We start from the raw sequence: 24,155 nt of genomic DNA on the forward strand, positions 1-24,155 counted from the left end.
TTTTTTAATTGTTTTATTTTTATTTTTTCTAGCGAGGGTTTTGTTCCATATTGGAACGAGAAATTACATCAAAAGCGATCGGTAAGGTATACCTAATATCGTTCGGTAGAAGTTCGATCCGCTTTGTTCCGATCTGGCGGTAAATCACTTTTTTAAATCGGTCCTCCAGGTTGAGGCGCCTTAGATCAATCCATCGCAAATCGCGGTAAACCAACTCCTTTCTTCGTTCCTGTAAAATTAGAGGAAGGATATCATCCACCGAGTCCAAAGTAATGGGCACATAAGTATCAGTTCTCCAACGTTTGACCAATAATTTGTTTAAATCATCCAGCGCTTCTTGAGCGGCGTCCCGACGAGCACGACATTCGGCACGGGTCAGCAGTACTTCATCTAGCGCTAGACCTGTGAAAATGGAGGAGGATCCGGTATACTGTCCCTTGAAACTATAATTTCCATTGTTCTGCTTTCTAAAAAATAGCGCCGCTCTCAAATCATTAGCTTCGTAGGTTTTAATTAGCGTGCTATCCACGCTGGTGATTGATGCGCTTTGTAAGGCAGAATTTGCGGTCATAACACTGTAGAAAATTACCTCGGGGTTGTCCCCGTTGAGGATGACGACAGGAAAGGGCCTTGTGGAAGAGGCAGAGAGCTTGTTATAGTCGATAATTGCATCACTGTGCTCAAGCACTTCCGTCGAATAACGTTCAGCCTCCGCATAGTTCGCCATTATCAGGTATACGCGAGCCATTAGAGCCTTTGCCGCAATTTGAGTTGGTCTTGTCAGTTTTACCTGAGATTTGGGCAGCATTTGGACCGAATGCTGCAGATCTGATAAAATTTGATCATAGGTCTCCGCCAGAGACGCCCGCTTTGACACTGAGGTGACATCCGAGCTGAGTCGAAGAGGAATCCCCAACTGCTTATTGCTGATGCTTTCCTGATAAGGTTCGGCAAATAACTGCGCAAGATGATAAAACGCAAATGCACGATGGAAATAAGCCATTCCTGCGACATTTGATTGTTCTGCACTGAACCTCTCAAGTTTCCAATCCTTTACCGCGTCCAACACGACGTTGGCGCCGAAGACCTGCGAATAACACCGGTTCCAGTTCGCATTTGTGGTAATATTAGCTGGATAGAATTCTTTATCCCATTTGTAGGCACGATCATAGGGAGGCAACAGGGTTAGCAGCCCCTCCTCTGTGAGGTAAATGTCATCAGATCCAAGAAGCCCAAAGACTGGGGTCGAGTTAAAAAAGTTATTGCTGTTATCCAGAAGCGCCAGAAGGTCTTTCTCGTTCTTGGGCACATTGAGCGACTTGTCCGGTTTAGCTTCCAAAAACTCTTCGCTACAGCTGGATGCCTGTAGGATAAAGATAAAAAGCATAAATATTTTCGCAGTAATTTTCATAGCTGATTTTGTTGGTTAAAAATTTAGTTTGGCTCCAAAAGACACACTTTTTGGCAAAGGACTTTTCTGGAAGTCGGGATCGATACCTTCACGATTAGCGGTCCATAGGAGCCCCAAATTATTGGCATACATAAAAACATGGATGGAATTAAAAGGAAGCGTTGTAATATCGCTCCTATTTAATGTATAGCCTAAGCGTAGATCCTGGAAACGTATATGATCTGCTGGTCTGCTTAAGACCTCGGAAGCGAGATATATATTTGACGAAGGATCGTTGTTTGACTCCGGCAAAACGGGGACATCGGTAAACCTTTCATCTCCCGGCTTTAGCCATCTCCTTGAAAAATCACCATGACCACCCTGAGCCTTTAATACATTGTTGTAATTAACAGAGTTCTTTCGGAAGAAATACCCCATTCTAAATACCATGTTCAAAGACATTGTAACATTCCGCCATTCGAAGGTGTTGCGCAATGAACCGAACCATGTTGGACGTAGCGATCCGTGGTAAATGAGGTCTTGAAGTCGCGTTTCCTGAATAACAGCGTTGTAGTCCATAGTCTTCTCTCCATTTAGATAAATCTGTGGCTTGCCGGTTGATGGATCCAGTCCTCCCCAAGCAAAACTATGCATAGCATATAGAGGCTTTCCTACCAAAGGATAACCTGAACCTACGTAAGTCGATGCGGGATAGGCGATATCAAATTCCGTCACTTTCTCTTTTACCAGCGATCCAATCAGTTCGGTATGCCACTTCAGCTTGCCAACGAGATTTTGACTCCGAATAGACCAGTCTAGTCCTGTTGTTTTCGTTTCGGCATTATTGGTTGTGAACGAAGACACGCCCACCGTGGGATCCATCATGATTGGGCTGATGAGATCCATTCCAAGCTTGCGAAAGATATCCACTGTTCCAGAAATTCTGCCGTTCATCATTTCGAAGTCTACCCCAAAGTTTGTCGCTTGAACTCTTTCCCAACGGAGATCAGGATAGGGCGGGTTGACGATGACGGCATAGGGCAATCCTGAATTGTTAGGATTGTTATAGCTTGTCGATCCCTTCGCAGTGACCCATGACGATAAGTTTTTATAGACGTTTCCGTTGTAACCATAGCTTGCCCTTACCTTCACTTTAGTAAAAAGATCACTTTCAAAAAAAGGTTCCTGATGCACGTTCCATGCTACGCCCAGAGCATATAAAGGGACACCTTTTGCATTTGTATTTACGCCGAAGATATTACTCTGATCGATTCTACCGCTGCCGTTCACGATATACCGATTAGCAAACGAGTAGGAAACATTTGCATAGTAGGATCGATACCTATCCACCAAATGTTGTTCGTTGTCTTGGAAAGGGATCGTCGCAGTTGATCCAAACATAGACCAAGATTGCACAAACGGCGTCAAGTATCTCACGGCAGAAAATGTTCCCAGTTCGGGATTATATCCATACCGACGGATGTCGCTAATCTTCGTCTGAAAATCTTTGACTTCAAATCCCGCAATGCCATCAATTTTATGGGAGGTATTCCAAATCTTATTGAAATTTAATTGCGTACGCAAATTCTGATTTCGTCGCGACTCATGTGTTAGTCCCAAAATTCCTCCATCAGGAATTGCACGCGTCAAGCTACCATCGCTTTCAACTTGAGTGAACGAATTCACTAGGTTTCTAACATAGTAGCTATCCGCGGTTTGTTGGTTTCTTTTATTGTTCAATATCACATTAAATTGATAAGAAAGATTCAAGGAAAGAAATGGTAAAATTCGAAAGTTGCTATTTAGATCAGCTTTATAGTTTGTTCCTTGTCCTTCATTAAGATGGTTGGACAAATCGTTTAAAGGGTAATAAGACCAGTCCAAGAACCCTTTGCTAAATGCATCCTGTTTAAAGCTATCACGAAACCCGTTGGTCACCGCGAGTGGATTTCCATCTTGATCTGCGAAACGCGCGTACGGATAATATGGGATATTAGACTGCGCACTAAAAAGTGCCATTGGAAAGTTTTCTACCGTATTGGAATAGAAGAGATTTGTTCCGAGCTCCAACCGATCATTGAATAGCCTCAATGATTGGTTACTATGCAGAGAGGTTCGCTTAAAGCCTGTTTTTACTAAGCTGTTAGTATTTTTGTCAAATCCTCCTGAAAGGAGATAGCGATATTTCATACTACCCCCAGAGAGGTTCAACGCATATTGTTGAGAAATCGGAGATTGATAGAAATATCGGTGCAAATCATTTCGTACGTCTAAATGTTTCCACTCTTCGATTTGTGTTTGTGCCTGCTGAGGACTGATGAGTCCGTCACGACTCGCAATTAAAAGTTCAATCACTGGACTAAGTGGCTCGTTTGAAAATGAATACTCGGTGACGGTATAATATCCCCGTTCAAAAAGCAATTTCTCCATATCAATAAATTCGGCGGTGCTCATTACTGGCTCGTAGAATAGATCTGGTTTTTCCGCGATGCTCACATTTGAGGTAAGTGAAACGTTTGTTGAACTCCCATAGCTCCCTTTCTTGGTGGTGAGAACTATTACTCCATTGCCTGCACGAGTTCCCCAAATGGAAGCGGCAGTAGCATCCTTCAACACAGAAACAGACTCTATATCCTGAGGATTAATATCTCGGATATCTCCTTCAAAAGGAAAATTGTCTACGACTATTAAGGGAGCCGCATTCCCCATCAATGTACTTTGTCCTCGTATGCTGATGTCACTTGTTGAAAATCCCCCTGGACTTGCCTCGTTATTCCTATTGAAAATCAAGCCTGGCACAACATCTTCGATTCTACTCAGAATATCCGTACTTACGCGTCTTTCCAAAAATTCATTATTTACATGAACATAGCTACCGGCACTTCTTTCTGCTGAGATCTGTTGATAGCCAGTACTAATCACATTGATCTCCTCGATACTATTTTCAAATGGCCTCAATAAAATATGTAGGGGCTTCTGAGAAATCGACACCGTGGTGTCATGGAAACCTACGTAGCTCGCACGAAGTACGTTTTCGGTGAATGGTCCTGAAATTCTAAATTCGCCTGAATTATCTGTTTGGATGGATCTATCTCCAATGGTGATGGTCGCATTCTTTAATATGCTGCCGTCGGTAAGAGATTTCACAGAGCCACTCAGTTCAGTGTCGCCCTTAGCCCCAGGGGTTTGGGGCGTTTGGGCAACTACTTGACCACTAATAAAACAATTAAAACAACAAAATAAGAAAATAGATATGCTCCTTAGCCACCTCCTGCGAGGCTCTAACAGCAATTCCAAGGAAGGTCGCACCTGTCCATAATAAAATAGATTATAGTTTTTCATCGGTCAAAAAATTTGTGAGTGCACTAGGCAGAGCTCATAGCACTCGATTATAACTGGTCAAAATACGCTCTAATGAAGAATGTTAACATTACTACATCGAGCGATGTAAAAGTAAAACAAGAACGTGACCAGCTACCTGAACGAACTGAAGAGTTCAAAACCATGAGATATGCCTTAACACAATGATACAAATAGCTTAGATTTAAGATTGAAAAGTAAAATCAGTGACTATCTAAATCTTTGTGGAAAGGATTTCCATGTCTTTTTTTACTAAGAAAGTAGCTGGCTGCAAGGTGTTGGGCAATAGCAAATAACTATTCCCGTCCCCTTGCTATGTTGACCGATGTTTATTCGGACGAACGATACACGTACTTATACAGTAATTTTTTGGATAAACAGCTACCCTGTTCCTTGAGCTGAGTAGCTGGCGATACGGCTTGTGAATGATGGACATAATAACCCTGCAAACTATGTTCCCGCTACTGGAAGTGAAAGCTGCGCCAGCGAGTCGGATGTTCGCTGTACGCTTGAAACACCTGATAATGGAAGCGGACAACTACATCTTTCACAGGCTACCAACATTACGTTTAAAGCAAGGTAGTTAGCTCTTGAAAAGCGGAACTTAGAGTTCCGCTTTTTTAATACAACTAACGCGGGTTCTGCTCAATCCCGGACATCTGAATTACAGCAGATGGTATTGGGAATACGTATCGGTTATCGTTAGGTGGTAACACATACTCCTTACCTGATATCGTCTTTTCCAAAGTTACAGCGAAGCGTGGCTCTTTATTTAAGCGTTTTAAATCAGACCATCTCAGCCCTCTAAAAACTAATTCTTTTCTGCGCTCCTCCAGAATTATTTTTAATGCATCCTCCGATGTCATCGCAGTAAAAGGGACAAAAGATCCGCTTTTCCATCTTTTTGCCAATAGCGCATTCAGATTCTGGATTGCTTGCGAGGTTTTCCCTAAACGCGCAAAGCATTCCGCTCTTATCAAAAGAAGTTCGTCAGTAGCTAAGCCGTTAAAAAGCCCGTCATCGCCATTGTAACCAGCTTTGTAACTGAAAGTTCCATCATTATTCGTAACGAAAAACAAGCTCTTTCGAAGGTCATCTTCATGGTAAGACTTCAACAGTCCACGTTCAATTTTAGGAGCTGGAGGATAGGGCAAAAAGTTCCAAAGGCGAACATGATAGATCACTTCTTCATTAAATGTAGCAAATGGAAATTCGGCTGTTGCGTCTAACGTATTGTAATCTATGACTTGATTGTTAGAAGCTAGAGCGTCATTTGCCGAAGCCTGCGCAAGTTCATAGCGACCTATGTTTAAATATACCCTTGCTAAGAAAGCATGTGCAGCAGTTTTTGATGGTCTAGTTTTCAATGCGGTTGTTTCATTTAACAAACCGGCTGCCTCCTGCAAATCTTTTATGATTTGCTCGTAACACGCCGCAACACTCGAGCGTCCGACAGGGATATTGAAATCCGAGGATAGTCTTAATGGGATACCGAGATCAGATTGTGCGGTTGTATTGTCCCAAGCTTTTGCGAAAAGTTGCAACAAACTATAGAAAGCATAGGATCGGTAAAATAAAGCCTGTCCTTGCACATCGGCGATCTCCCGTTGTGTCCCCTGCTTGATCTCGCCATTGGCAATCGCGTCAAGAACAATGTTAGCGTTGTACACTGCAACATACGGTAGAGACCAGTCATTTCTTTCCATATCGTCAAATACATGATCTCCCCATATATAACTCTGCCGATGCGATTGCCAGCTAAGCGATTGCCAGTCTTCGGTAAGCAAATAAAAATCACCAGCAGCAAATTCACCGGATGTGGGGTGCGTAGTTATGAATACACTCGAATTGTTCATCAAAGCCTGCGCGTCTTTTACGGATGAAAGGACAACCAATTTCTTATTCGGCTTTTCATCCAAAAATTTTTCACAACTCACGAAAAAAACACAGCATATTACGGCCACTATGTATAAGATTCTTCTTTTCATATCTTGTAATATTTTTGATTTAAAATGTCGCTCTACAGCCTAAGGATAGAGTTACCGGCAGCGGATAGCCTCCTGAATAATAATCTGGATCTAAGTCAACCTTGTTAGCTCTCCATACGATTCCAAGATTGTTCAGATAAGCGTAGATCTGTAACTGTTTAATATATTTCCCGGTTTTGTTATCGTCCAAACGATATGACATGTTGATATCTTGCAGCCTCAAATGATCGCCTTTCTCCACAAGTACAGTCGAATTGTTGTAAAAAGCGTCCCTCGCGGAGTTTGCCGGATAAGGTAAAGAAGGGACATTTGTACTTTTCTCATCGCCAGGATTCTGCCATCGTTTTAGGTAGTCAGCATGGCCGCCCCTCCAGTTTGCGTATAGCGCCAGATAATCAATGCTACTTCTTCGGAAATAATATCCTCCTTTTAACGTCATCGTAAACGAAATGGAAAAATCCTTGTACGAGAATGTATTGCGTAAGGAACCATACACGGTCGGCACAGCAGAACCGTGAAAAACTAGTGAGGACGGCGATCCAGATGTTATAGCGTAATAATCCTTGCTTATTTCACCATCAAGATAACCCTGGGGATCGCCATTTTCGGGATCAAGACCCGCCCAAGGATAACTATAGATGCCGTAAACCGGCTTACCCTTAAAGGGAGAAACCAGAAGTCCATACCCTACATAATTAGCCGCCAGAGATGAACTTGACATTTCGTAATTAGTGACCTGGTTGGTGGTATAATTCAAGATCGCATCTGTTCGCCATTTAAACAGGCGCTCTATAATACGTCCATGCAGCACCAGATCTAACCCATTCCCTTTCATTTGCGCTACGTTACCCTTATATAGAAACTCAGCAGTTGGAGATATAACACCTGTGGTAGGATCAATCGGTGCTTGTCCGATCAGATCTATTCCTTTTCTCGCATAATAGTCTATACTACCTGAAAATCGATTGTTTTTAAAGCCGAAGTCAATTCCTAGGTTTAACATTCCTGATTTTTCCCAGCGTAATTCGGGATTTCCGGGGCTGAAAACGTAAGCGTAATCAAGCCCGGTAAGATAGGTATTGCTGGCAGACCGCAAGGTTGTAAGCGCCGACAGCGTATTGTCGACATTACCATTGTAACCATACGTCGCTCGGAATTTGAGCACTGGCAACATGTCAAGCCTGTAGAAGTCCTCTTTATGCACTTGCCAGCTGACGCCTGAAGACCACAGCGGTACCCCTTTCTGGTTGGTCGCAACACCAAATAAGTTAGAGGCATCTTTGCGCAGACTTGCCGATAACGTGTACCTATCTTTTAACGTATAAGCGGCATTTCCATAATAGGAAGTAAACCTAAATAGAACATCTTCAAAATTAGTATTATTCGGTATGCGCAACATTCCACGCAGATTGTTGTAAGTTGGAAGGAGGTCCGCATAGTTTACGCTTCCGAATGTTAGAAGCTCACCATTGTAACCATAAGTACGGTTCCTATTGGAAGTAGTATGGGTTTGCCGAATCTCCATACCCACGATTGCCGAAAGTTCATGCATCGCATGCCAGTTTTTGTTATAGTTTAGCTGTCCTCGTCCAACATGGGATTTCAAGTTTGATTGCGCTAAATCGAGAAACCCACCTGTGGGAACACGGTAGTTTATTACCGATCCATCCTGATAACTGAAAAGATTAACCCAATTGCGCGCAGGGAAACTATTAGGAACGGCATAGTTTCGGTCGCTCCCCGATTGCTGTTGATACTGATATCGTGCTTCCACCCCAAATCCATTGGAGAGTTTATATTGGATCCCCGCATTCAAACGGATATCGTTTTGTTGTGACGTATTATCTGCGAGATTCAGTTCTTCCAAAGGTCTGTATTGCCAGTCAAGAAGTTTATCAGAGCCGACCGTATCGATATAAGCCAGACGATATTCATAAGGTATCGCTAATGGGTTTCCATTTGGGTCAGCTAGGGAAGCATATGGGTAAAATCCCTTCGGAGCGGAATTAATCATTTGAAGGCCCAAATTATTATTTTGGCTATTGATTTGGGTGAAAACTATGCCCGCTTGGAGGTATAATCCATCCAAGGGATTGAGGTTATTTTCCGACCGGAGCGTTAACCTATCCAAGCCATTCCGCTTTAGGTTCTCCTGGTTCTTATCCCATCCAGCCGATAGCATGTAGTTGTACTTATTTGAGCCGCCGCTATAACTCAATGCATACTGCTGATTGAAACTTGGCTGATAAAAATATTTACTCAGGTCTTTGCGAACATCAACTTTCTTAAACGATTCAATTTGTTCACTCACTTCTTGGGGAGACAGGGTTCCGTTCCTTTGCTGCGAGAGAAGTTCTACGACCGGGGAAACCACTGGTTTCCTTGCGTTGTTTAAGGCTGCATTGTAATAGCCCTTATCAAAAAGATACAACTCCAAATCAATAAAATCAGCTGAGCCTAACATCGGAGCATAGTAAAGATCGGGTTTAGCTCCATACGTGAGATTGGCAGAGAAATCGACCGAAGCGGGCCTATTGTATTTCCCTTTTTTGGTGGTTATTACGATAACGCCGTTGGCGGCCCTTACTCCCCAAATGGAAGCTGCCGCGGCATCTTTAAGAAACGTAATATTATCAACATCATTGGGGTTGATATTATTGATGTCGCCCTCATAGGGGAAATTATCCAATATGACCAAAGGGGATGCATTCCCCATAATGGTGCTGCGCCCTCTTATCGATAAGCTTTTACCGCTTGACCTATTGTTGAAATTAAGGCTGCTGACTCCTTCTAAGCGACTGAGAATGTCCGTACTAACACTGCGGTTGATTAACTCCTGGTCTAGGGTTTCAAACGAGCCAGTGGCTCTCTCCTTAGGGAGGCTTTGGTAACCTGTATTAACGACTACTTCTTCAATCTGTGTTGCCCCCCCTTTTTTTAGTGTTACCACAATAAATAGCGGACTCGTATTTTTTATACTCATTCTTTGTTCGTGGTAACCTAAATGACTGACCAGAAGGGTATCCACATTTGAGATGAGATCAATCGTAAAGTTACCGTCACCTTTAGAAATTACGGAGCCTTGTTTTCCCATCAACCGAACACTGCTACTCGTTAATGGATAATTATTTTCATCCACGACTGCTAACGAAATTGTGCGCCGCGGGGTGGTTTGTGCAACACCGAGTGTTACGTAAAAGGATAAAATGGTAAAAATAATATATTTCATACACATCGTTTCGTTAAATTCTTAGTTATCACTGATAATGAAAAACTCAATCTCTCGATTCCCTTTTTCCAAAGAAATACCCTGCTTGCGAAGCGCTTCCTGAAGCGGTTTTAAGTTTTGGATGTCCGGTTGTGGAAACTTTAAATCAAGTGTTCCTCGGTAACTCATTTCGTCAACTACCGCTAGAGGCAGAATTTCATTAAGGTAGCCGGATAAGAAGTCAATTGTCTGGTTTTGAATATATTTTTCTTCATTTTGCTCACCGAACAGGTTATCTTTTCTTTCTCCGCCTTTAGAGAAAGCATGTTTGAGCGTGGGAAGAGCCGTCAGTACGTAGCAATCAATTAAACGCCTCTCGAAACGTGCACTCAAGCCAAAGAAATGTTGAAGATCGACCCCCACTCGTTCCCTTACTTTGTCAGACGCGTTTAAAGGAGTAATTAATTCGTAAGTGAACAAATGATTTTTGGAAGTCTGACCGTCTTTCGTGGTAACAAAAAGCGCTCGTTTCGCAGAATCTTTAATTTCATACTCAATACGTTCTTCAGGAAAGCTTTGAAGCTTTTGATACGCAAGCGAATATAATGTCAAGGCGCGGCAGTTGATACCATAAATCCGGGAAGTGTGGTTAATTGTGTCGGATATTACTGAAGAAATAGTTTGGAATAAGCCTGGGATCGCTTCTGAAAATAAGGATCGGTATTTTATAGCGGTACCACTTCCACCATTCCCATCGATAAATAAAGGCTTCTTAGAATCGAAACTTAATAGGTCGATTTTATTGGCAACGTCCAAGTTCCTACCATCGATTACTGTCTTAATATTCGCTCTGTTAACGGGCTCGGCCCCTGTGATGGCCTCGATTATTCCCTCTTGATTCACCCATATATAATGGGGAATATATTTATGAGGAAAGTACTCTTGTAATATCGAGTTGTTTACTACCGTGGGCAGTTGCCATCCTCTTTCCTTAATAAATGCCTCAGCCTTTTGCACGTTGTCATTGGTGATAGGTATAATAACGACTTCATTGGGTAATTCTCTTTGAATAGTATCTAAATTCTGTAAAGAAGTGATACATCCTGGACACCACGTAGCCCAGAAATCAAGGATAATGGGTTTATTTTTATAGTCAGCTAATCTGATTGTTTGTTTGCCTTCGGGGTGGTTTATTACGGTCAATGAAAGATTCCACAGGTCTTCAGGAAGGGCATCTCCGACTTTCAGTTCAAGCACACCTGGACGCAAAGCACTGGTCCCGTCTTGGGACCAGGCTTCGACGTAACTAAACAAACTGAAACAAAGAGTAAGAAGTGTTAAGCACAGATTTTGATAAGCTCTGAAATGTAGATTACCGAGACACCCCTGTAACAACTTAAAAGTCTTGGATATATTTTTTTGGATAAAATTTGTCATATAAAAGGGATTTGATTAGCGAAACTGGCGAATGATACGCGACCTCAGCAAATTAAAAGCCATCGTCTCGTCATGCCGACACATTAAAATAAAAACATAGAGGTAGAGCCTATTCGGGAGGACAAATAAGTAGGATGTAAGTATGCAGGAAGCTTACTTTCAATAGTAATACTACACAAGAAAGGCAGCTCCCTTGCCCTATGGTTGAGCGTGAGAAACTACGCGACCTAAAATTAAGGGAGGCCTTCCTTGAATATCTTTCAGGAATGTATAAGTTTATAATTCGCATTCACATTGGTTCTAGGTTTCTCACGCCTAACCATATGAATGATTTACAAATATCAAAATTAAAATTAATTATTCCAAATTTGGTATAATAAATAATAAATTTTACGTGTCTCTTTGTTTATGCCTGAACAATACATTGACAAAGAAACGCTCGGAGTTATCAGAAATAGGCTTTGGGAAAGGGCAAAGTCCATTGAATTGACTTTGGAGGATATAGAAGATCGTACAGGATTTAGTTATAGTCAAGTATATAGGATATTAAGAGGAAAAAATAATATTTCAGTCAGCGGATTGGTAGCGGTCTGCAAAGCTTTAGAAATCCAGCCAAAAGTGATTTTTGATTTCGAAGTCAATATTCCCAAATATTTACCGGCGAGAAAGTATCGCAAAAATCTCTAAAGTGAATTAATTTTTTCGTTGGTCAGTTGAACCACTAATTTTGCTAAAATCTCAACTTTTGCTATTAAGCACTCGAGATCGACCTGTTCAACTTTGAAATCAGCTTTATATCGTGCATCTATATAGCCTTTTTGAAGAATATTAAATACTCTATTCTCGTCGTTAGAGGGAGGAAAACAAAAGATTTCGTTTATCTCATTGGAGATGAATTTAGTATAATTTCTATATTCTTTAATACTATGTGTTTTAGGTTTAAATCCGGTATAAATCAAACCTAAGCCAGCATAAAGACGTTCAACAGTTTGATGTAGCAAAAATAAAACTTCATTCAACTTAAACTCTTTTTCAACAGAGGATTCAAAAATAAGTTTTACGTGACTAAACATCCTCAGGCCACTTTCAATCCAATTTTCATAATATAACAATGCTTGCTCCTTTTGTTCGTCCTTGGATAAAGCTCTAGGTTTCGCAAAAACAGATAACTTAGTGTCATAGAGGAGAATTCCATCTTCGATGATCGATTTAAAAAAGTATTGCCCTCGTTCCAATCCATAGTTAATATGCTCTAACTCATGGACCAGTGGGTTAACAGGATGTTTATAAATCCGCGTTCGATTTTCGATTCTATTTCTAATATCGAACTCCTTGAGTTTCGAACCTTGTGTAACCACTAAAAAGTCAAAATCACTTTTGTAAGAATAGATAATGCCATCTTCCATATACTCATCGTCCACCCAATCTCCCCTCGCAAAGCTACCGAACAAAATGACCTTCTCAGGCACTGCGACTTCTTTAATTATTTCTAAAATTTTAAGAATATCGTTTTGCTTATCAATCGGTAAGTGGCTTAACTCTTCCATACATTAAAGATAATAAAAATAAGAGCTAGATAAAATTCCGATACAATAAATATGACGAGTCATCTATCCAACTTTACCGCCATTATCGAGAATTCTAATTGTCTCATTTCCGACCATCTGATTCCGGTCCATCTACAACAGTTTGGACTCGTTAAATCCATAAAGCAGATATGCAATCAGATAAAAAATCAAATACGTTTCAACGTTAGGGTTATTGGCAATCCGGATATCCTATCTAAACAGCTCTCAATTGTAATTTATCGGATTGCCCAAGAACTAATAACCAACGTGGCCAAGCATTCAGAGTGTACTACATGTACTATTCATCTAAAGACGTCTCAGGAATATGTGGCTTTCAAAATACACGACAACGGAAACGGGATGTATGTACCGGAGTCAAGAATGAACGGCATTGGATTACTCTCTACAATAATCAAAGTCGAGCTCCTAAATGGACGGATAGAAATAAACGCTGTTAGGGGTGAGGGTATGACAATCAATATTAAAATTCCACTGCTTTAGCTAGTGAATGGATGGCACGAATAACCATAAGGCTCGATAACATATGATCTAAAACCCTTCTTGACCTAGCAGGAAGGGTGACTATAACAAAAGTGTATTATTCAACTCACCAAAGTTGAAATACAGGTATAATTTGACACCCAATAAAACCGCAGTGGCCATTTTTCAGCTTTCCCAGCTACCCAACATAGAAAATAAATTCAAATCTTACACCATCCCTACTTGAGCCCCGTTTCAGGAAAGTCCCGAAAGTTATTAAACTTCGTTAAAAACTCATTCTGTAATATTTTCCATTAATCATACCAATCGTAGGAACGAAATTTATCTTATAAAGTTATAAACAATAAAGATTTTTGAATATACGTCACGATTACTTCCTTATTTCAAGTCGGACTTCGAATAATTTCGTCCAGTCTTTACCAGTAACTAAGAAGGTTTTCGTGTCCGATTTATAGGCAATACCGTTCATTTCGTTATCAGCAGATTTCCTCACGCCATCATACAAACCAACAAAGTTAATTCTACCTTCGACAACACCGGTGGTTGGGTCAATTATAACAACTTCATCCTTAGATTGGTCGTAAATATTGGCGAATAGCTTTCCATCTACGTACTCCAACTCGTTGATACGATCCACCGGTCCGTTATCATCGAAAACCTGAACAGATCCAGTTTCCTGTAAGCTTACAGGATCAAGGAAATAAATATTTGCTGAGCCGTCCGATTTAATAAATTGCTTTCCATCATACGTCAATCCCCATCCTTCGGCACTCTTTCCATAATCAAAGGACTTGATTAATTTAAAGGATGCTTTATCATAGATAAATCCTTTTTTATTTAACCAAGTTAAAAAGTAAATTTTATCCCCTACTACGGTCATGCCTTCACCGAAGAAAGTACCATCACCGCCTATCTTTTGAATCACCTTTCCTGTTTTTAGATCAACTTTGCGCAGCGAGGTTCTATCCTCTTTTCCCGTTGATTCGTAAAGTGTTCCGTTATCATAATATAAGCCTTGGGTAAACGCTGTAGAATCGTGTGGATAAGTATTGACTAATTCAAAGGCGTATGCTTTTGGTGCCGGCGGTACGACTAACAGATCACTGTATGCGATATCTTCCTTCCCTTGTGCATAAATTTTCGCGCTCAAGCGCTTATTCCCATAACCATGCTTATCTGTATCGAATGCTACTGCTGAGGTATCGGTTTTTCTATCGAAAATATCTCCATCCACAGAATAAACAACAGAGTCTATCGCTACATCATTGAAGTTTAATTTGAGTTGTAATTTCTCGCCCTTCAAGACCTTCGATCCGGATTTTGGGTTCACAAACTCAAATTTACCTTTTTGTGTTTTACAGCTGTAGATGAATAGGAAAGGTATAGCCAGTACAAATCCAAAGTATTTAAGTTTTAGTTTCATATTAATAATTCAAAAATGCGTCTTTAATATACGTTAATTTCTTATCAATGATGCTGATCAAATCGAATCTGATCTGTCTCGTATAATTGTTCTCAAAAATATAAGCTTCTGCTGCGCGCGATAGTGCTTTCTGTTTGGTGTTCGAGATCAGCGTAAGTAGCGCTCTTTCGAACCTTCTCTTGAACAAAGATTAAGAATATGCCATCCTTTGCAATAATATCAACTTCCAGATGTTTATGACGCCGCTTGCTTCTCTCCTTCATCCCCTATCATTTTGCGGCTATCCATTACTTTACGACAATATTGCCTAAAAGGTTTCCTAGCAATTGCTCCCCTTCTTTTAGTTTCTGATATTTCGCCAATAGAATTTGCAAGTCTGCATCGTCGCTTGTATGCTTCAATTCTTCCCGAATTGTCTGCATTTGAACTTCTATCTTATTTTTCTTGATCCTATAAATAACTTGAATCACGAGGGATTTCAACTGATCGAGTTCCTCCGGCACAAAAATTTTGCGTTTGTCGTCATTCCAACTTGGGCTTAATTCGTATTTGTTGACTACAGAATCTACGGCTAAGGTGGAAACTTCGGGATTCTCATGTGAGAAAAATACTTTGGCTTCAGGAACTTGAAAGTTTTCAGCTTGTTTAGCAAACTCGTCGACAATTAGCTTGCAAGTTTTATCCATAATCTCGATATCGTCAAGACTAGCTAGCAAATAAGGAGCTACCGGGACATCCCCATCACCTTCCCAATGGACGAGTTCTCTGCCATAATTCAACAAAATCCGAACCAACTCCTTTTCAAGTCGAATCTCTGCAGATTCGACTTGAACGGGCTCTGCCGAAGGTGCTTCTGCGCCCATTGCCGCGAGCATCTCGACCGGGAACCATTCTTCGCTGCCAGGAGGCATGTCCATGGCTGCTGCAGCTTGGTTCTGCTGGGCCTGAGCCTCCTTCTTCTCTTTCGAACGCGCCTTTGCCAGGCGAATTTTATTGAGTTCTGATAGAAGAACGCGTTCCTCGATATCTAACAACGAGCTACATTGACGGATATAGACGGAGACTTTAATTTCATCAGGGATAAGTGCGATGCTTTCAACAACCTCACGGATTACCTCTGCACGTTTAATCGGATCTTCTTTCGCATCGCGAAGAAGAATATTTGTTTTATAGAAGACAAAATCTTCCTGATTCTTATCTACGTAAGATCGGAATTCACTGGCGCCAAACTTCTGAATATAGGAGTCTGGGTCATTTCCATCAGGGAAAAGCAGAACCTTTACATTCAAGCCCTCTTCAAGAAGCATGTCAGTCCCTCTCAATGAAGCTTTAATACCGGCTTCATCACCATCATAAAGTATAACGACCTGCTTCGTATACCGAGAAATCAGCTTTATTTGTCCGGTAGTCAAAGATGTTCCTGAAGAGGATACGACTTGTTCTACTCCGGCCTGATGACATGATAGCACATCGGCATAACCCTCTACCAAGAAACATACATCGTGCTCAAGAATTGATTTCTTCGCCAGATGAAGACCATAAAGGACATTGGATTTATGATAGATTTCGCTTTCCGGAGAGTTGACATATTTAGGGACTGTTTTATCCTTCTTCAGTGTCCTACCACCAAAACCAATAACACGTCCGGTTAGATTATGAATAGGAAAGATAACCCGACCTCGAAAGCGGTCGTATAAAGACTTATCGTCGCGTTCTACAGCAAGACCTAGTTCAGTCAAATATTCTTTCGCAAAACCATCCTTTGCCGCCTCATCGACCAAAGAAGTCCAAGCCTCCGGAGAATACCCTAGATCAAACTTTTTGATAATATCATCCCGATACCCTCTTTCGCGGAAATAACTCAACCCAATTGACTGGCCAAGCTCCGTTTCCCATAAGGTATGCTTAAAGAATTTTGATGCCCATTGATTGATTACATAGAGACTCTCTCTTTTATCTTGCGCTGCCATTTGAGCGGGCGAGCGTTCGACCTCTTCAATAGGTATGTTGTATTTGTTCGCGAGGTATCGGATGGCTTCAGGATAGGCATACTTTTCATGCTCCATCACAAATTTTAAGGAATCTCCTCCTGCGCCACATCCGAAGCATTTATAGATTCCTTTATTTACCGAAACGTGGAATGACGGCGTTTTCTCATTGTGGAATGGACAATTGCCAATTAATGAAGTTCCTCTTTTCTTTAAATCGACAAAATCCCCTACTACCTCCTCAATACGAGCAGTGTCCAAAACCTTTTCAATTGTCTCTTTCTTAATCATCTTTGTTGTACAAAGATAACGCTCCTTAAGGGAAATGAAAGGTTAAAAGACGCTAATTTTTGCGCCTATTTTGTGACGACAGCCTCTCCTACATTATCCAACTTGGAGAAGATGGAGTTTTTGGAAATATATTCCGGAACGATTTCTTTAACAAGCTCGACAAGTAACATAGGGTTATGATCCCCCGCTGGCGTCACGACCTGTTTACACAAATATTCAATTTTTTGCTTTTTCAGATCGACATCATCCGTATTGACGCGAGCAATCATAATCTTATTATGGTGAGTTTTGCTGGTATTTTCGTTGTCTGCAAGAAGCTCTTCAAAAATCTTTTCCCCAGGACGAAGACCGGTAATCTCAATATTGATGTCCTCCGGATATTTGTAGCCTTTTAATCGAATCATGCGAATTGCAAGATCAATAATCTTAACAGGCTTGCCCATATCGAACACATAAATCTCCCCGCCTTTTCCCATCACCGCTGCCTCTTGTACAAGCTGGCAAGCTTCAGGAATCGTCATAAAGTATCGTGTGATATCTTGATGGGTTACCGTCAAAGGTCCACCCTTCTTAAGTTGCTTTTCGAACAAAGGAATTACGGATCCGTTAGACCCTAGAACATTCCCAAAACGCGTAACGATGTAGTTCGTGCGGCTCTTACTATTCAGACCCGAAACATAAATTTCAGCGATGCGCTTTGTTGCACCCATGACGTTCGTTGGGTTGACAGCCTTATCGGTCGAAACCATGACGAACTTTTCAACGCCATATTTGTCTGCCATATCTGCAACATTTTTAGAACCCCAAACGTTTGTCAAGATGGACTCGTATGGATTCTGCTCCATCAACGGTACATGTTTATAAGCTGCCGCGTGGAATACAATTTGTGGCCTATATTGCTCGAAAATCGAATCCATAAATTGGCGATCTCTTACATTTCCGACCATGAACAAAACATTTTCCTTTTGGCAACTACTTCTTAGCTCTTGTTGTATATCATATAGCGCTGATTCCGCTTGATCCACAACAATCAGATGTTTAAAGTCTGTGAAAGCAATCTGACGCACTAATTCTGATCCAATCGAACCAGCTCCCCCGGTAACTAAGATTACCTTGTCACGCATCATCTCATGCACAACAGGGTTTTCCAGCTTTATCGCCTCCCGACCCAACAAGTCCTCTATTTTTAAAGTCCGTAATTGTCTGGTCGCCGCTTTGCCACTCAATAGCTTTGCTGAGGTAGGCATAATCTTAAGCTTTACAGGTAGAGGCTCTATTCTAGCAGATATCTTCGAAAGACGTTCTTTATTGTTATCATCCAATGCAATGATGATACTGTCGATCTGTATTTTTTTAACGAAATCGGGAGTCAATCTCTCCATATCGATAATCTTATACCCATTGATCATCTTCCCGATTCTATTCGGATTGTCATCCGCAAACGCCACTACTTTAACCTTTCGTCGAATTTCATTTCTGAACAAGTTTAAAGTCAATGTGCCCATGTTACCTGCACCGAAGATCATTACTCTTTCGACCTCACGTCCGCTAAAGAAAAACTTCTCATAAACTGTTCGGTAAAATACACGTGCAGCTACCAAACAAACTGTCGTAAAAAATGCATGGGTGAAGATAACTGCATATGAAGGTCTGAAGAATACGCTGATTGCATTAGATTCCTGAAAGATACTACGAACGAGAAAGGAGGTAAACATCAAAACAGCAAACGCTGTGAACACAGCTTTGAGCAAACCCCAAGCATCTCTCAATCCCGTTTGACGAACTATCCCACGGTAGGTTTTAAAATAAAGAAAAGAAAAATAATATGTGGCAAAGACGAAAATCGACTTCTTTACCATCAGTTGCATATCAAATCGTCCCTTAAAACTGTTAATGATGAAATTCGACAAGAAATAACAAAAGAGGACAATCAACAAGTCGATTAACAAAATAACCCACCTTGGGCTGTCTTTACGAAAATATCGTCTAAGTGAATTGCTGTTCATTATGTGTCCTAGTTCGAGGTCAATTTACCTTTGTGAATAAAAAATGAGGAAAGAAAAATAAAAACTTACCAAATATGAATAGCTTGGACAAAGTTAGTGCCACGATGCTGAAAAAGCGCAAATTCGGTACATTTCGATTTTAAGAGCGTGATAGTAAAAATCTTCCATGACTCCATTAAAACACCACTAATATTAAAGTTCTTGATGGCCTTTGAAAATAAACACTAAAAAAAAGAGGTAACGAAATGTTACCTCTTTCCTTCATAATATCTCTATTTCTGTTTTCCCTTGAATAACTTAGAGAATTGCTTCATGATTTTCGCTCGTAAAGAAACCGAACTCGAATCAATGTATCCATAGCCGTAGCCATAACCATAGCCATAACCGTAACCACGTGCAAAGTCAACATCATTTAAAACGACCGCCATGTTTTTCAGTTTACCATCTTCGTAAAGCTCCTTAGGAACATTTAAAAGACGCTTATCTAAATAATTCGCACGCGTTACATAAATTGTTAAATCTGCATTTTCAGCAATCAACAATGTGTCAGTAACCAAACTAACCGGTGCCGTATCAACAATCACAAAGTCATAATGCGTACGTCCATAATCAATCACCTCTTTGAAATGACCATTCATTAACAATTCCGCAGGGTTCGGCGCAATATAGCCTGAATAGATAATATCAAAATCATAAGGTGCTGGCTTCTTAATAATAATATTTTCAACCGGCATATCAGAGTTTATCAAGAATTGGGTGATACCTATATTGGTATGTTGTAAATGAGATAATCCTAAATAGTCTAAAACTTTCGGAGAACGGATATCTGCTCCAATTAATAAAACCTTTTTCCCTGACATGGCTAGAATCCTAGACAAGTTCGTTGAAACAAAGGACTTACCCTCTCCTGATGTAGTTGAAGTAACGAAAATAACCGCCGAATCCTTTTTAGTTCCTAGCATGAAAGCAATATTCGTCCGAAGGATACGGAACGCCTCTGCGAGAGAAGATCGGTCATTATCTTTAACAATTGGATCATCTGAGCTTGGCACTTCTCCAAGAATGGGTGCTGCAAATTTCTCTTCAATGTCTCGACGAGAATGTACTTTGTTGTCGAGAAGAAATTTCAGATAAAGAATTCCGAAAGGAAGTAAAAACCCTGCGATTAAAGCTCCAAGTAAAACTAAAGATTTCCGAGGTGATACCGGAATGCTAGATCCGTAAGCTTCATCAATTACTTTGAGAATTGCTGGTGTTGCGGAAGCTTGAATTTCAGTTTCTTCTCTTTTCTGCAATAAAAACAAATATAAAGATTCTACAATCTGTTGCTGTCTTGAAATATCTTTAAAGCCTCGTTCTTGGTTCGGTAATTGACTTAATTTGCCCTCGAATTTATTCTTCTCAGATTGAAGAGCATTCACATTAGACTGTAAAACCTGTCTATAATTAGACAAAGAAGATTGTAAAGAAGAACCTAATTCATTTATATTCTTATTTAAATTTTGAACAACCGGGTTATCTGGAGTTGCTGATTTCAATAAGTCATCTCGTTCTAAAACTAACTCATTATAACTTTTAACAGTTCCCTGTATTGAAGGATCTTCCAATCCGATATTTGACGGTAAAAGGTTACCTTGATTATTTCTTACGGCTCCTCCAACCATATCCGCCAAACGCAATTGCGTTTGATATTCGACCAATCTACGTTCATTTTCGGAAGCATTCTTCATATATAGTTCAGCTTCAGAGCGCATATCAACTAAATTATTTTGATCCTTATAGTCTGCAACTTTAGAGTCAGCCTTCTCAAGGTCATTAGAAATTAATTCTAACCTTGAATCAATAAAATCAGATGTGGCCCTAGAAACTCTTGTTTTATCTTCTGTTACATCTTTATTATATTGCTCAATTAAGGAATTCAAGATTAATTCTGATTTGAAAACATTCTCAGAATTCATGGAAAAATTCACTACAAAAGATTGTTTTTCTTTATTTGGAGTAATTTGTACAATTTTAAGTAAATCATCAACTGTAGTATTTACATTAGAAAAACTAATTAAAAGATCCCCTTGAGCTAAATTTTTAGATTGAGAAAGTAACATAATAGGACCTATAGGACTATTAAATTTTTGTCCAAAAATCACTTCTTTTGAACCGCCACTCTTTTCATCAACAGTTATTTTATTACCTTTCCATTTTATAGCCAATTCAAATGAAGCACTATCAAGTCTTGTATCTTTGGGATTTAAGATAACTAAACGAATAGGTGCTTGAGACTCTAAAACTTCTGACGTTTTTACATTTCCTTTAATATAATATTTTATATTAAATTTATTTAAGTCTACAACCTTTCTAAAAATCCTCCTAGATTTCATCACATCAATTTGGTCAGAAACATAGGCAGATGTTGTACTTCCAATTCCAGTTAGAGAGGCCATTTCAGCTAAACCGGCTAATTCACCTGTTGCCTTATTCTCATCTTGTAAGAGAATTTTTGCAGTTATATTGTAAATTTTATCTGCATAACGTAAATAAATTAATGCCCCAACAATACAGACTAAAACAGATATAACAAACCATTTCCAATAAAAAGCATATTGCTCAAATAGTTGTTTTAGATTTAGCTCTTGTTCTTCTTTCTGTTTTATTTGAGGATAAGGATTAGAGTTCATAAAGAAAAATTATTTTACAATTACTGCAATGATAGTAATAATTAAACCTGCAATTGAAACAAATATGGATGTATTCTGTGTATATTTTGAAGATTGAATTCTCGCATTATTTGGCTCGACATAAACTACATCATTCTGCATTAAATAATAGGCAGGTGAATTTAATGATTCACGTTTAGTTAAATCGATTCGAATCTCATCCTTTTTACCATTTATCTCACGTATCACTAATATATTATTTCGAACTCCATTAATAGTTAGATCACCAGCCAAACCTAAAGCTTCTAAAATAGTGATCCTATCATTAGTTACAGGAAAAGACCCTGGATTATTAACCTCTCCAAGAACCGTTACTTTAAAATTTCGAATTTCCAAACTTATACGAGGTTGATTAATATAAACCTGCACTTTTTTTCGCAGATAATCTATTGCTTCCGTCCTAGTCAAACCCTCGAGCTTAACTTCGCCGATCATAGGAAAATCTATATTCCCATCAATATCAATAGTATAAGTGGGAACAAAAATACTAGAAGTTTGAATATTTCCAGTGGATCCTTGATAAGGGGAAATTGGGTTAAATGGGGCTGTTGCACGAACATCGTCTGCATTAACAGAAATAGCTAAAATGTCTCCTGTTTGTAATTTAGGCACACTTAATTCAAAGGTGTTTTTAAGTAATGTAGAATCCGACTGGAAATAAACCAATTCTTTTCTGTTACCACAAGAATATATACTTAGAATAACCAAGCTTAAAAATACATATCCAATAATAGAACTTAATCTTAACATAGTTTCTTTATTTATCGATTGGTATTAGCAAAATCCTAACCAAAATTGCGTAAAAATACAGTTAAATATAAAATAAATAGCATTTTAATATTCTATTATTTTAGTCCAATCGGTTTACAAAATAGTCAAGTTGCCAAGTGTGATCGTCCAATTTGGCATTATCAATTCCATAATCAGCAAAAACCAATAATTCAGAACCCTCTTCTAATGCTTGAAAGGCAGTCGCATATCCTACTGGAACAGCCAAAACAGAAAGGCCATTTTCTTTTAAAACTACTCTTTCTACAGGTAAATCTTTATTTGCTTCTTCCCAATTATCAATCAACACTAAATCGACTTGAAATTTGCCAGATAGCACATAGAACCATCTCTTTTCAATCTGATGTCCACGCCAACCTCTTACCAAATCGGTATTATTATTTTTGATGATATAAAAACGCTTTACCTCTGACATGTCAAAATCATTAACGAATCGAATTTGACCTCTGACATCCTTTGCTATACCACCAGCAATCTGCTTAACTTTATTAATTCCCATTCTTCTTATCACTTAGATGATTTTTAAACCAAATATTTCCTTTTTACTTTTGTCTTTATAAAAAGATAAATGAAAGATAATATGCTTAATAATGCCACAGCAAACATAATTTGTGTATTATCCGGCAAATCTTTAACCTGAAGAACTAGCAATCCAATAACGAACTGAATAATGCCATAACTCGCAGAAACCCACAACTTATTTACCTTAGCCTCATTGGCCAAGTATTGGTAAAGGTGTGATCGATGCGCCTTAAATATATTCTCCTTGTTCGCCAATCTGCGAATAATGGTCCAAACCGCATCAATACCATAAACTGTTAAAAACAAGATATAGATTAAATTCCCAGTCGATAAAATCAGTAGACCCAAAGCAAATAATAAAATAAATGCGATAGCGACAGAGCCTACATCCCCTGCAAAACACTTCGCCTTATTCCTAAAATTAAAATAGGTAAATACCAATACCCCAAGCATGGTATATATTAGAAAATCCTGATCAATAAAACCAATTTCCATATTGGCGAGCAACAACAAACCACCGACTGCTAAACTGTAAGCAGCAGTAATACCATTAATGCCATCCATAAAATTATAGGCATTGATTACACCAACAACCACGATAAATCCAATTAATAGGAAATACCAAGGCATTTCAAAGAGATCCAATTGATAGGCCATTAAAAGAACTGATGTAAAATGTACTAACAGCCGGATTTTATTTGATAGGGTGAAGACATCATCCAAGAAAGATATAATAGTCATCATCGTCAATCCTAGAAAAAACCCAGGATATTCAAAACCAGAAGTGATAAAATAAGCTAATGCTGCGAAATAAAAAATCACGCCTCCACCTCTTAATGTTACTGTACTATGGGACGATCGTTCATTAGGTTTATCAATAATGTTAAATCGATCAGCTAATTTAAAATAAAGCAGCTCAATAATTAATAAGGTTATAAAAACAATAAAGTAAACCATTTTCAAATCTATTATA

General features: G+C 39.4%; 17 protein-coding genes. 3 read left to right on the plus strand and 14 right to left on the minus strand.

The window, feature by feature from the left end:
- Nucleotides 1-28: 28 nt before the first annotated feature.
- Both QYC40_RS17290 and QYC40_RS17295 read right to left on the minus strand, forming a co-directional pair.
- Nucleotides 29-1,411 (minus strand): RagB/SusD family nutrient uptake outer membrane protein, encoded by a 1,383-nt coding sequence (locus tag QYC40_RS17290; protein ID WP_301991464.1) that lies wholly within the window; start codon nt 1,409-1,411, stop codon nt 29-31.
- Nucleotides 1,412-1,426: 15 nt separating this feature from the next.
- Nucleotides 1,427-4,537, minus strand: a complete 3,111-nt coding sequence (locus QYC40_RS17295; protein WP_301991465.1) for a SusC/RagA family TonB-linked outer membrane protein — start codon at nt 4,535-4,537, stop codon at nt 1,427-1,429.
- A gap of 665 nt (nt 4,538-5,202) precedes the next feature.
- On the opposite strand from QYC40_RS17295, the gene QYC40_RS17300 reads away from it, so the two are divergent.
- Complete coding sequence (locus QYC40_RS17300) at nt 5,203-5,337, plus strand: hypothetical protein (RefSeq protein ID WP_301991466.1); 135 nt, start codon at nt 5,203-5,205, stop codon at nt 5,335-5,337.
- A 42-nt stretch (nt 5,338-5,379) separates the two neighbouring features.
- Here the strand turns inward: QYC40_RS17300 and QYC40_RS17305 are convergent, their stop codons facing one another.
- Genes QYC40_RS17305 through QYC40_RS17315 form a run of 3 tightly spaced genes read right to left on the minus strand, consistent with a single transcriptional unit; the run spans nt 5,380 to nt 11,383 of the window.
- Nucleotides 5,380-6,738 (minus strand): RagB/SusD family nutrient uptake outer membrane protein, encoded by a 1,359-nt coding sequence (locus QYC40_RS17305; RefSeq protein WP_301991467.1) that lies wholly within the window; start codon nt 6,736-6,738, stop codon nt 5,380-5,382.
- 19 nt (nt 6,739-6,757) lie between these two features.
- Complete coding sequence (locus tag QYC40_RS17310) at nt 6,758-9,967, minus strand: SusC/RagA family TonB-linked outer membrane protein (RefSeq protein WP_301991468.1); 3,210 nt, start codon at nt 9,965-9,967, stop codon at nt 6,758-6,760.
- A gap of 21 nt (nt 9,968-9,988) precedes the next feature.
- Nucleotides 9,989-11,383: a TlpA disulfide reductase family protein gene (locus QYC40_RS17315; protein ID WP_301991470.1), complete on the minus strand. Its 1,395-nt coding sequence runs from the start codon at nt 11,381-11,383 to the stop codon at nt 9,989-9,991.
- Between the two features lie 408 nt (nt 11,384-11,791).
- Here QYC40_RS17315 and QYC40_RS17320 point away from each other — a divergent pair, with 408 nt between their 5' ends.
- Entirely contained in the window at nt 11,792-12,070 is a 279-nt protein-coding gene (locus QYC40_RS17320; RefSeq protein ID WP_301991472.1) for a helix-turn-helix transcriptional regulator, read from the plus strand.
- Here QYC40_RS17320 and QYC40_RS17325 read toward each other — a convergent pair.
- The gene (locus QYC40_RS17325; protein WP_301991473.1) at nt 12,067-12,930 is read right to left on the minus strand and encodes a HEPN domain-containing protein; all 864 of its coding nucleotides are present in this window, start codon (nt 12,928-12,930) and stop codon (nt 12,067-12,069) included. The genes QYC40_RS17320 and QYC40_RS17325 overlap by 4 nt on opposite strands.
- A 51-nt stretch (nt 12,931-12,981) precedes the next feature.
- Here QYC40_RS17325 and QYC40_RS18600 point away from each other — a divergent pair, with 51 nt between their 5' ends.
- Nucleotides 12,982-13,452: a sensor histidine kinase gene (locus QYC40_RS18600; RefSeq protein ID WP_367652298.1), complete on the plus strand. Its 471-nt coding sequence runs from the start codon at nt 12,982-12,984 to the stop codon at nt 13,450-13,452.
- A gap of 370 nt (nt 13,453-13,822) precedes the next feature.
- Here QYC40_RS18600 and QYC40_RS17330 read toward each other — a convergent pair whose 3' ends face one another.
- The 8 genes from QYC40_RS17330 to QYC40_RS17365 form a co-directional block, all read right to left on the minus strand.
- Nucleotides 13,823-14,875: a glutaminyl-peptide cyclotransferase gene (locus QYC40_RS17330; protein WP_301991474.1), complete on the minus strand. Its 1,053-nt coding sequence runs from the start codon at nt 14,873-14,875 to the stop codon at nt 13,823-13,825.
- Nucleotide 14,876: 1 nt separating this feature from the next.
- Nucleotides 14,877-15,062 (minus strand): hypothetical protein, encoded by a 186-nt coding sequence (locus QYC40_RS17335; RefSeq protein WP_301991475.1) that lies wholly within the window; start codon nt 15,060-15,062, stop codon nt 14,877-14,879.
- A 100-nt stretch (nt 15,063-15,162) separates the two neighbouring features.
- A complete protein-coding gene (gene dnaG / locus QYC40_RS17340; RefSeq protein WP_301991477.1) occupies nt 15,163-17,154 on the minus strand; it encodes a DNA primase in 1,992 nt (663 codons plus the stop codon).
- A gap of 65 nt (nt 17,155-17,219) precedes the next feature.
- A complete protein-coding gene (locus QYC40_RS17345) occupies nt 17,220-19,160 on the minus strand; it encodes a nucleoside-diphosphate sugar epimerase/dehydratase (RefSeq protein WP_301991478.1) in 1,941 nt (646 codons plus the stop codon).
- 272 nt (nt 19,161-19,432) lie between these two features.
- Nucleotides 19,433-21,832, minus strand: coding sequence for a polysaccharide biosynthesis tyrosine autokinase (locus QYC40_RS17350; RefSeq protein ID WP_301991479.1), 2,400 nt, complete (start codon nt 21,830-21,832; stop codon nt 19,433-19,435).
- A 9-nt stretch (nt 21,833-21,841) separates the two neighbouring features.
- Nucleotides 21,842-22,621 carry a polysaccharide biosynthesis/export family protein gene (locus tag QYC40_RS17355; RefSeq protein ID WP_301991480.1) on the minus strand — a complete coding sequence of 260 codons (780 nt, stop codon included), beginning with the start codon at nt 22,619-22,621 and terminating at the stop codon, nt 21,842-21,844.
- Nucleotides 22,622-22,721: 100 nt separating this feature from the next.
- Complete coding sequence (locus tag QYC40_RS17360; protein WP_301991481.1) at nt 22,722-23,159, minus strand: WxcM-like domain-containing protein; 438 nt, start codon at nt 23,157-23,159, stop codon at nt 22,722-22,724.
- 23 nt (nt 23,160-23,182) lie between these two features.
- Nucleotides 23,183-24,139 (minus strand): glycosyltransferase family 4 protein, encoded by a 957-nt coding sequence (locus QYC40_RS17365; protein ID WP_301991482.1) that lies wholly within the window; start codon nt 24,137-24,139, stop codon nt 23,183-23,185.
- Between the last annotated feature and the right edge of the window lie 16 nt (nt 24,140-24,155).

It is taken from the genome of Sphingobacterium sp. BN32 (genome assembly GCF_030503615.1).
Taxonomy (GTDB): Bacteria; Bacteroidota; Bacteroidia; order Sphingobacteriales; family Sphingobacteriaceae; genus Sphingobacterium.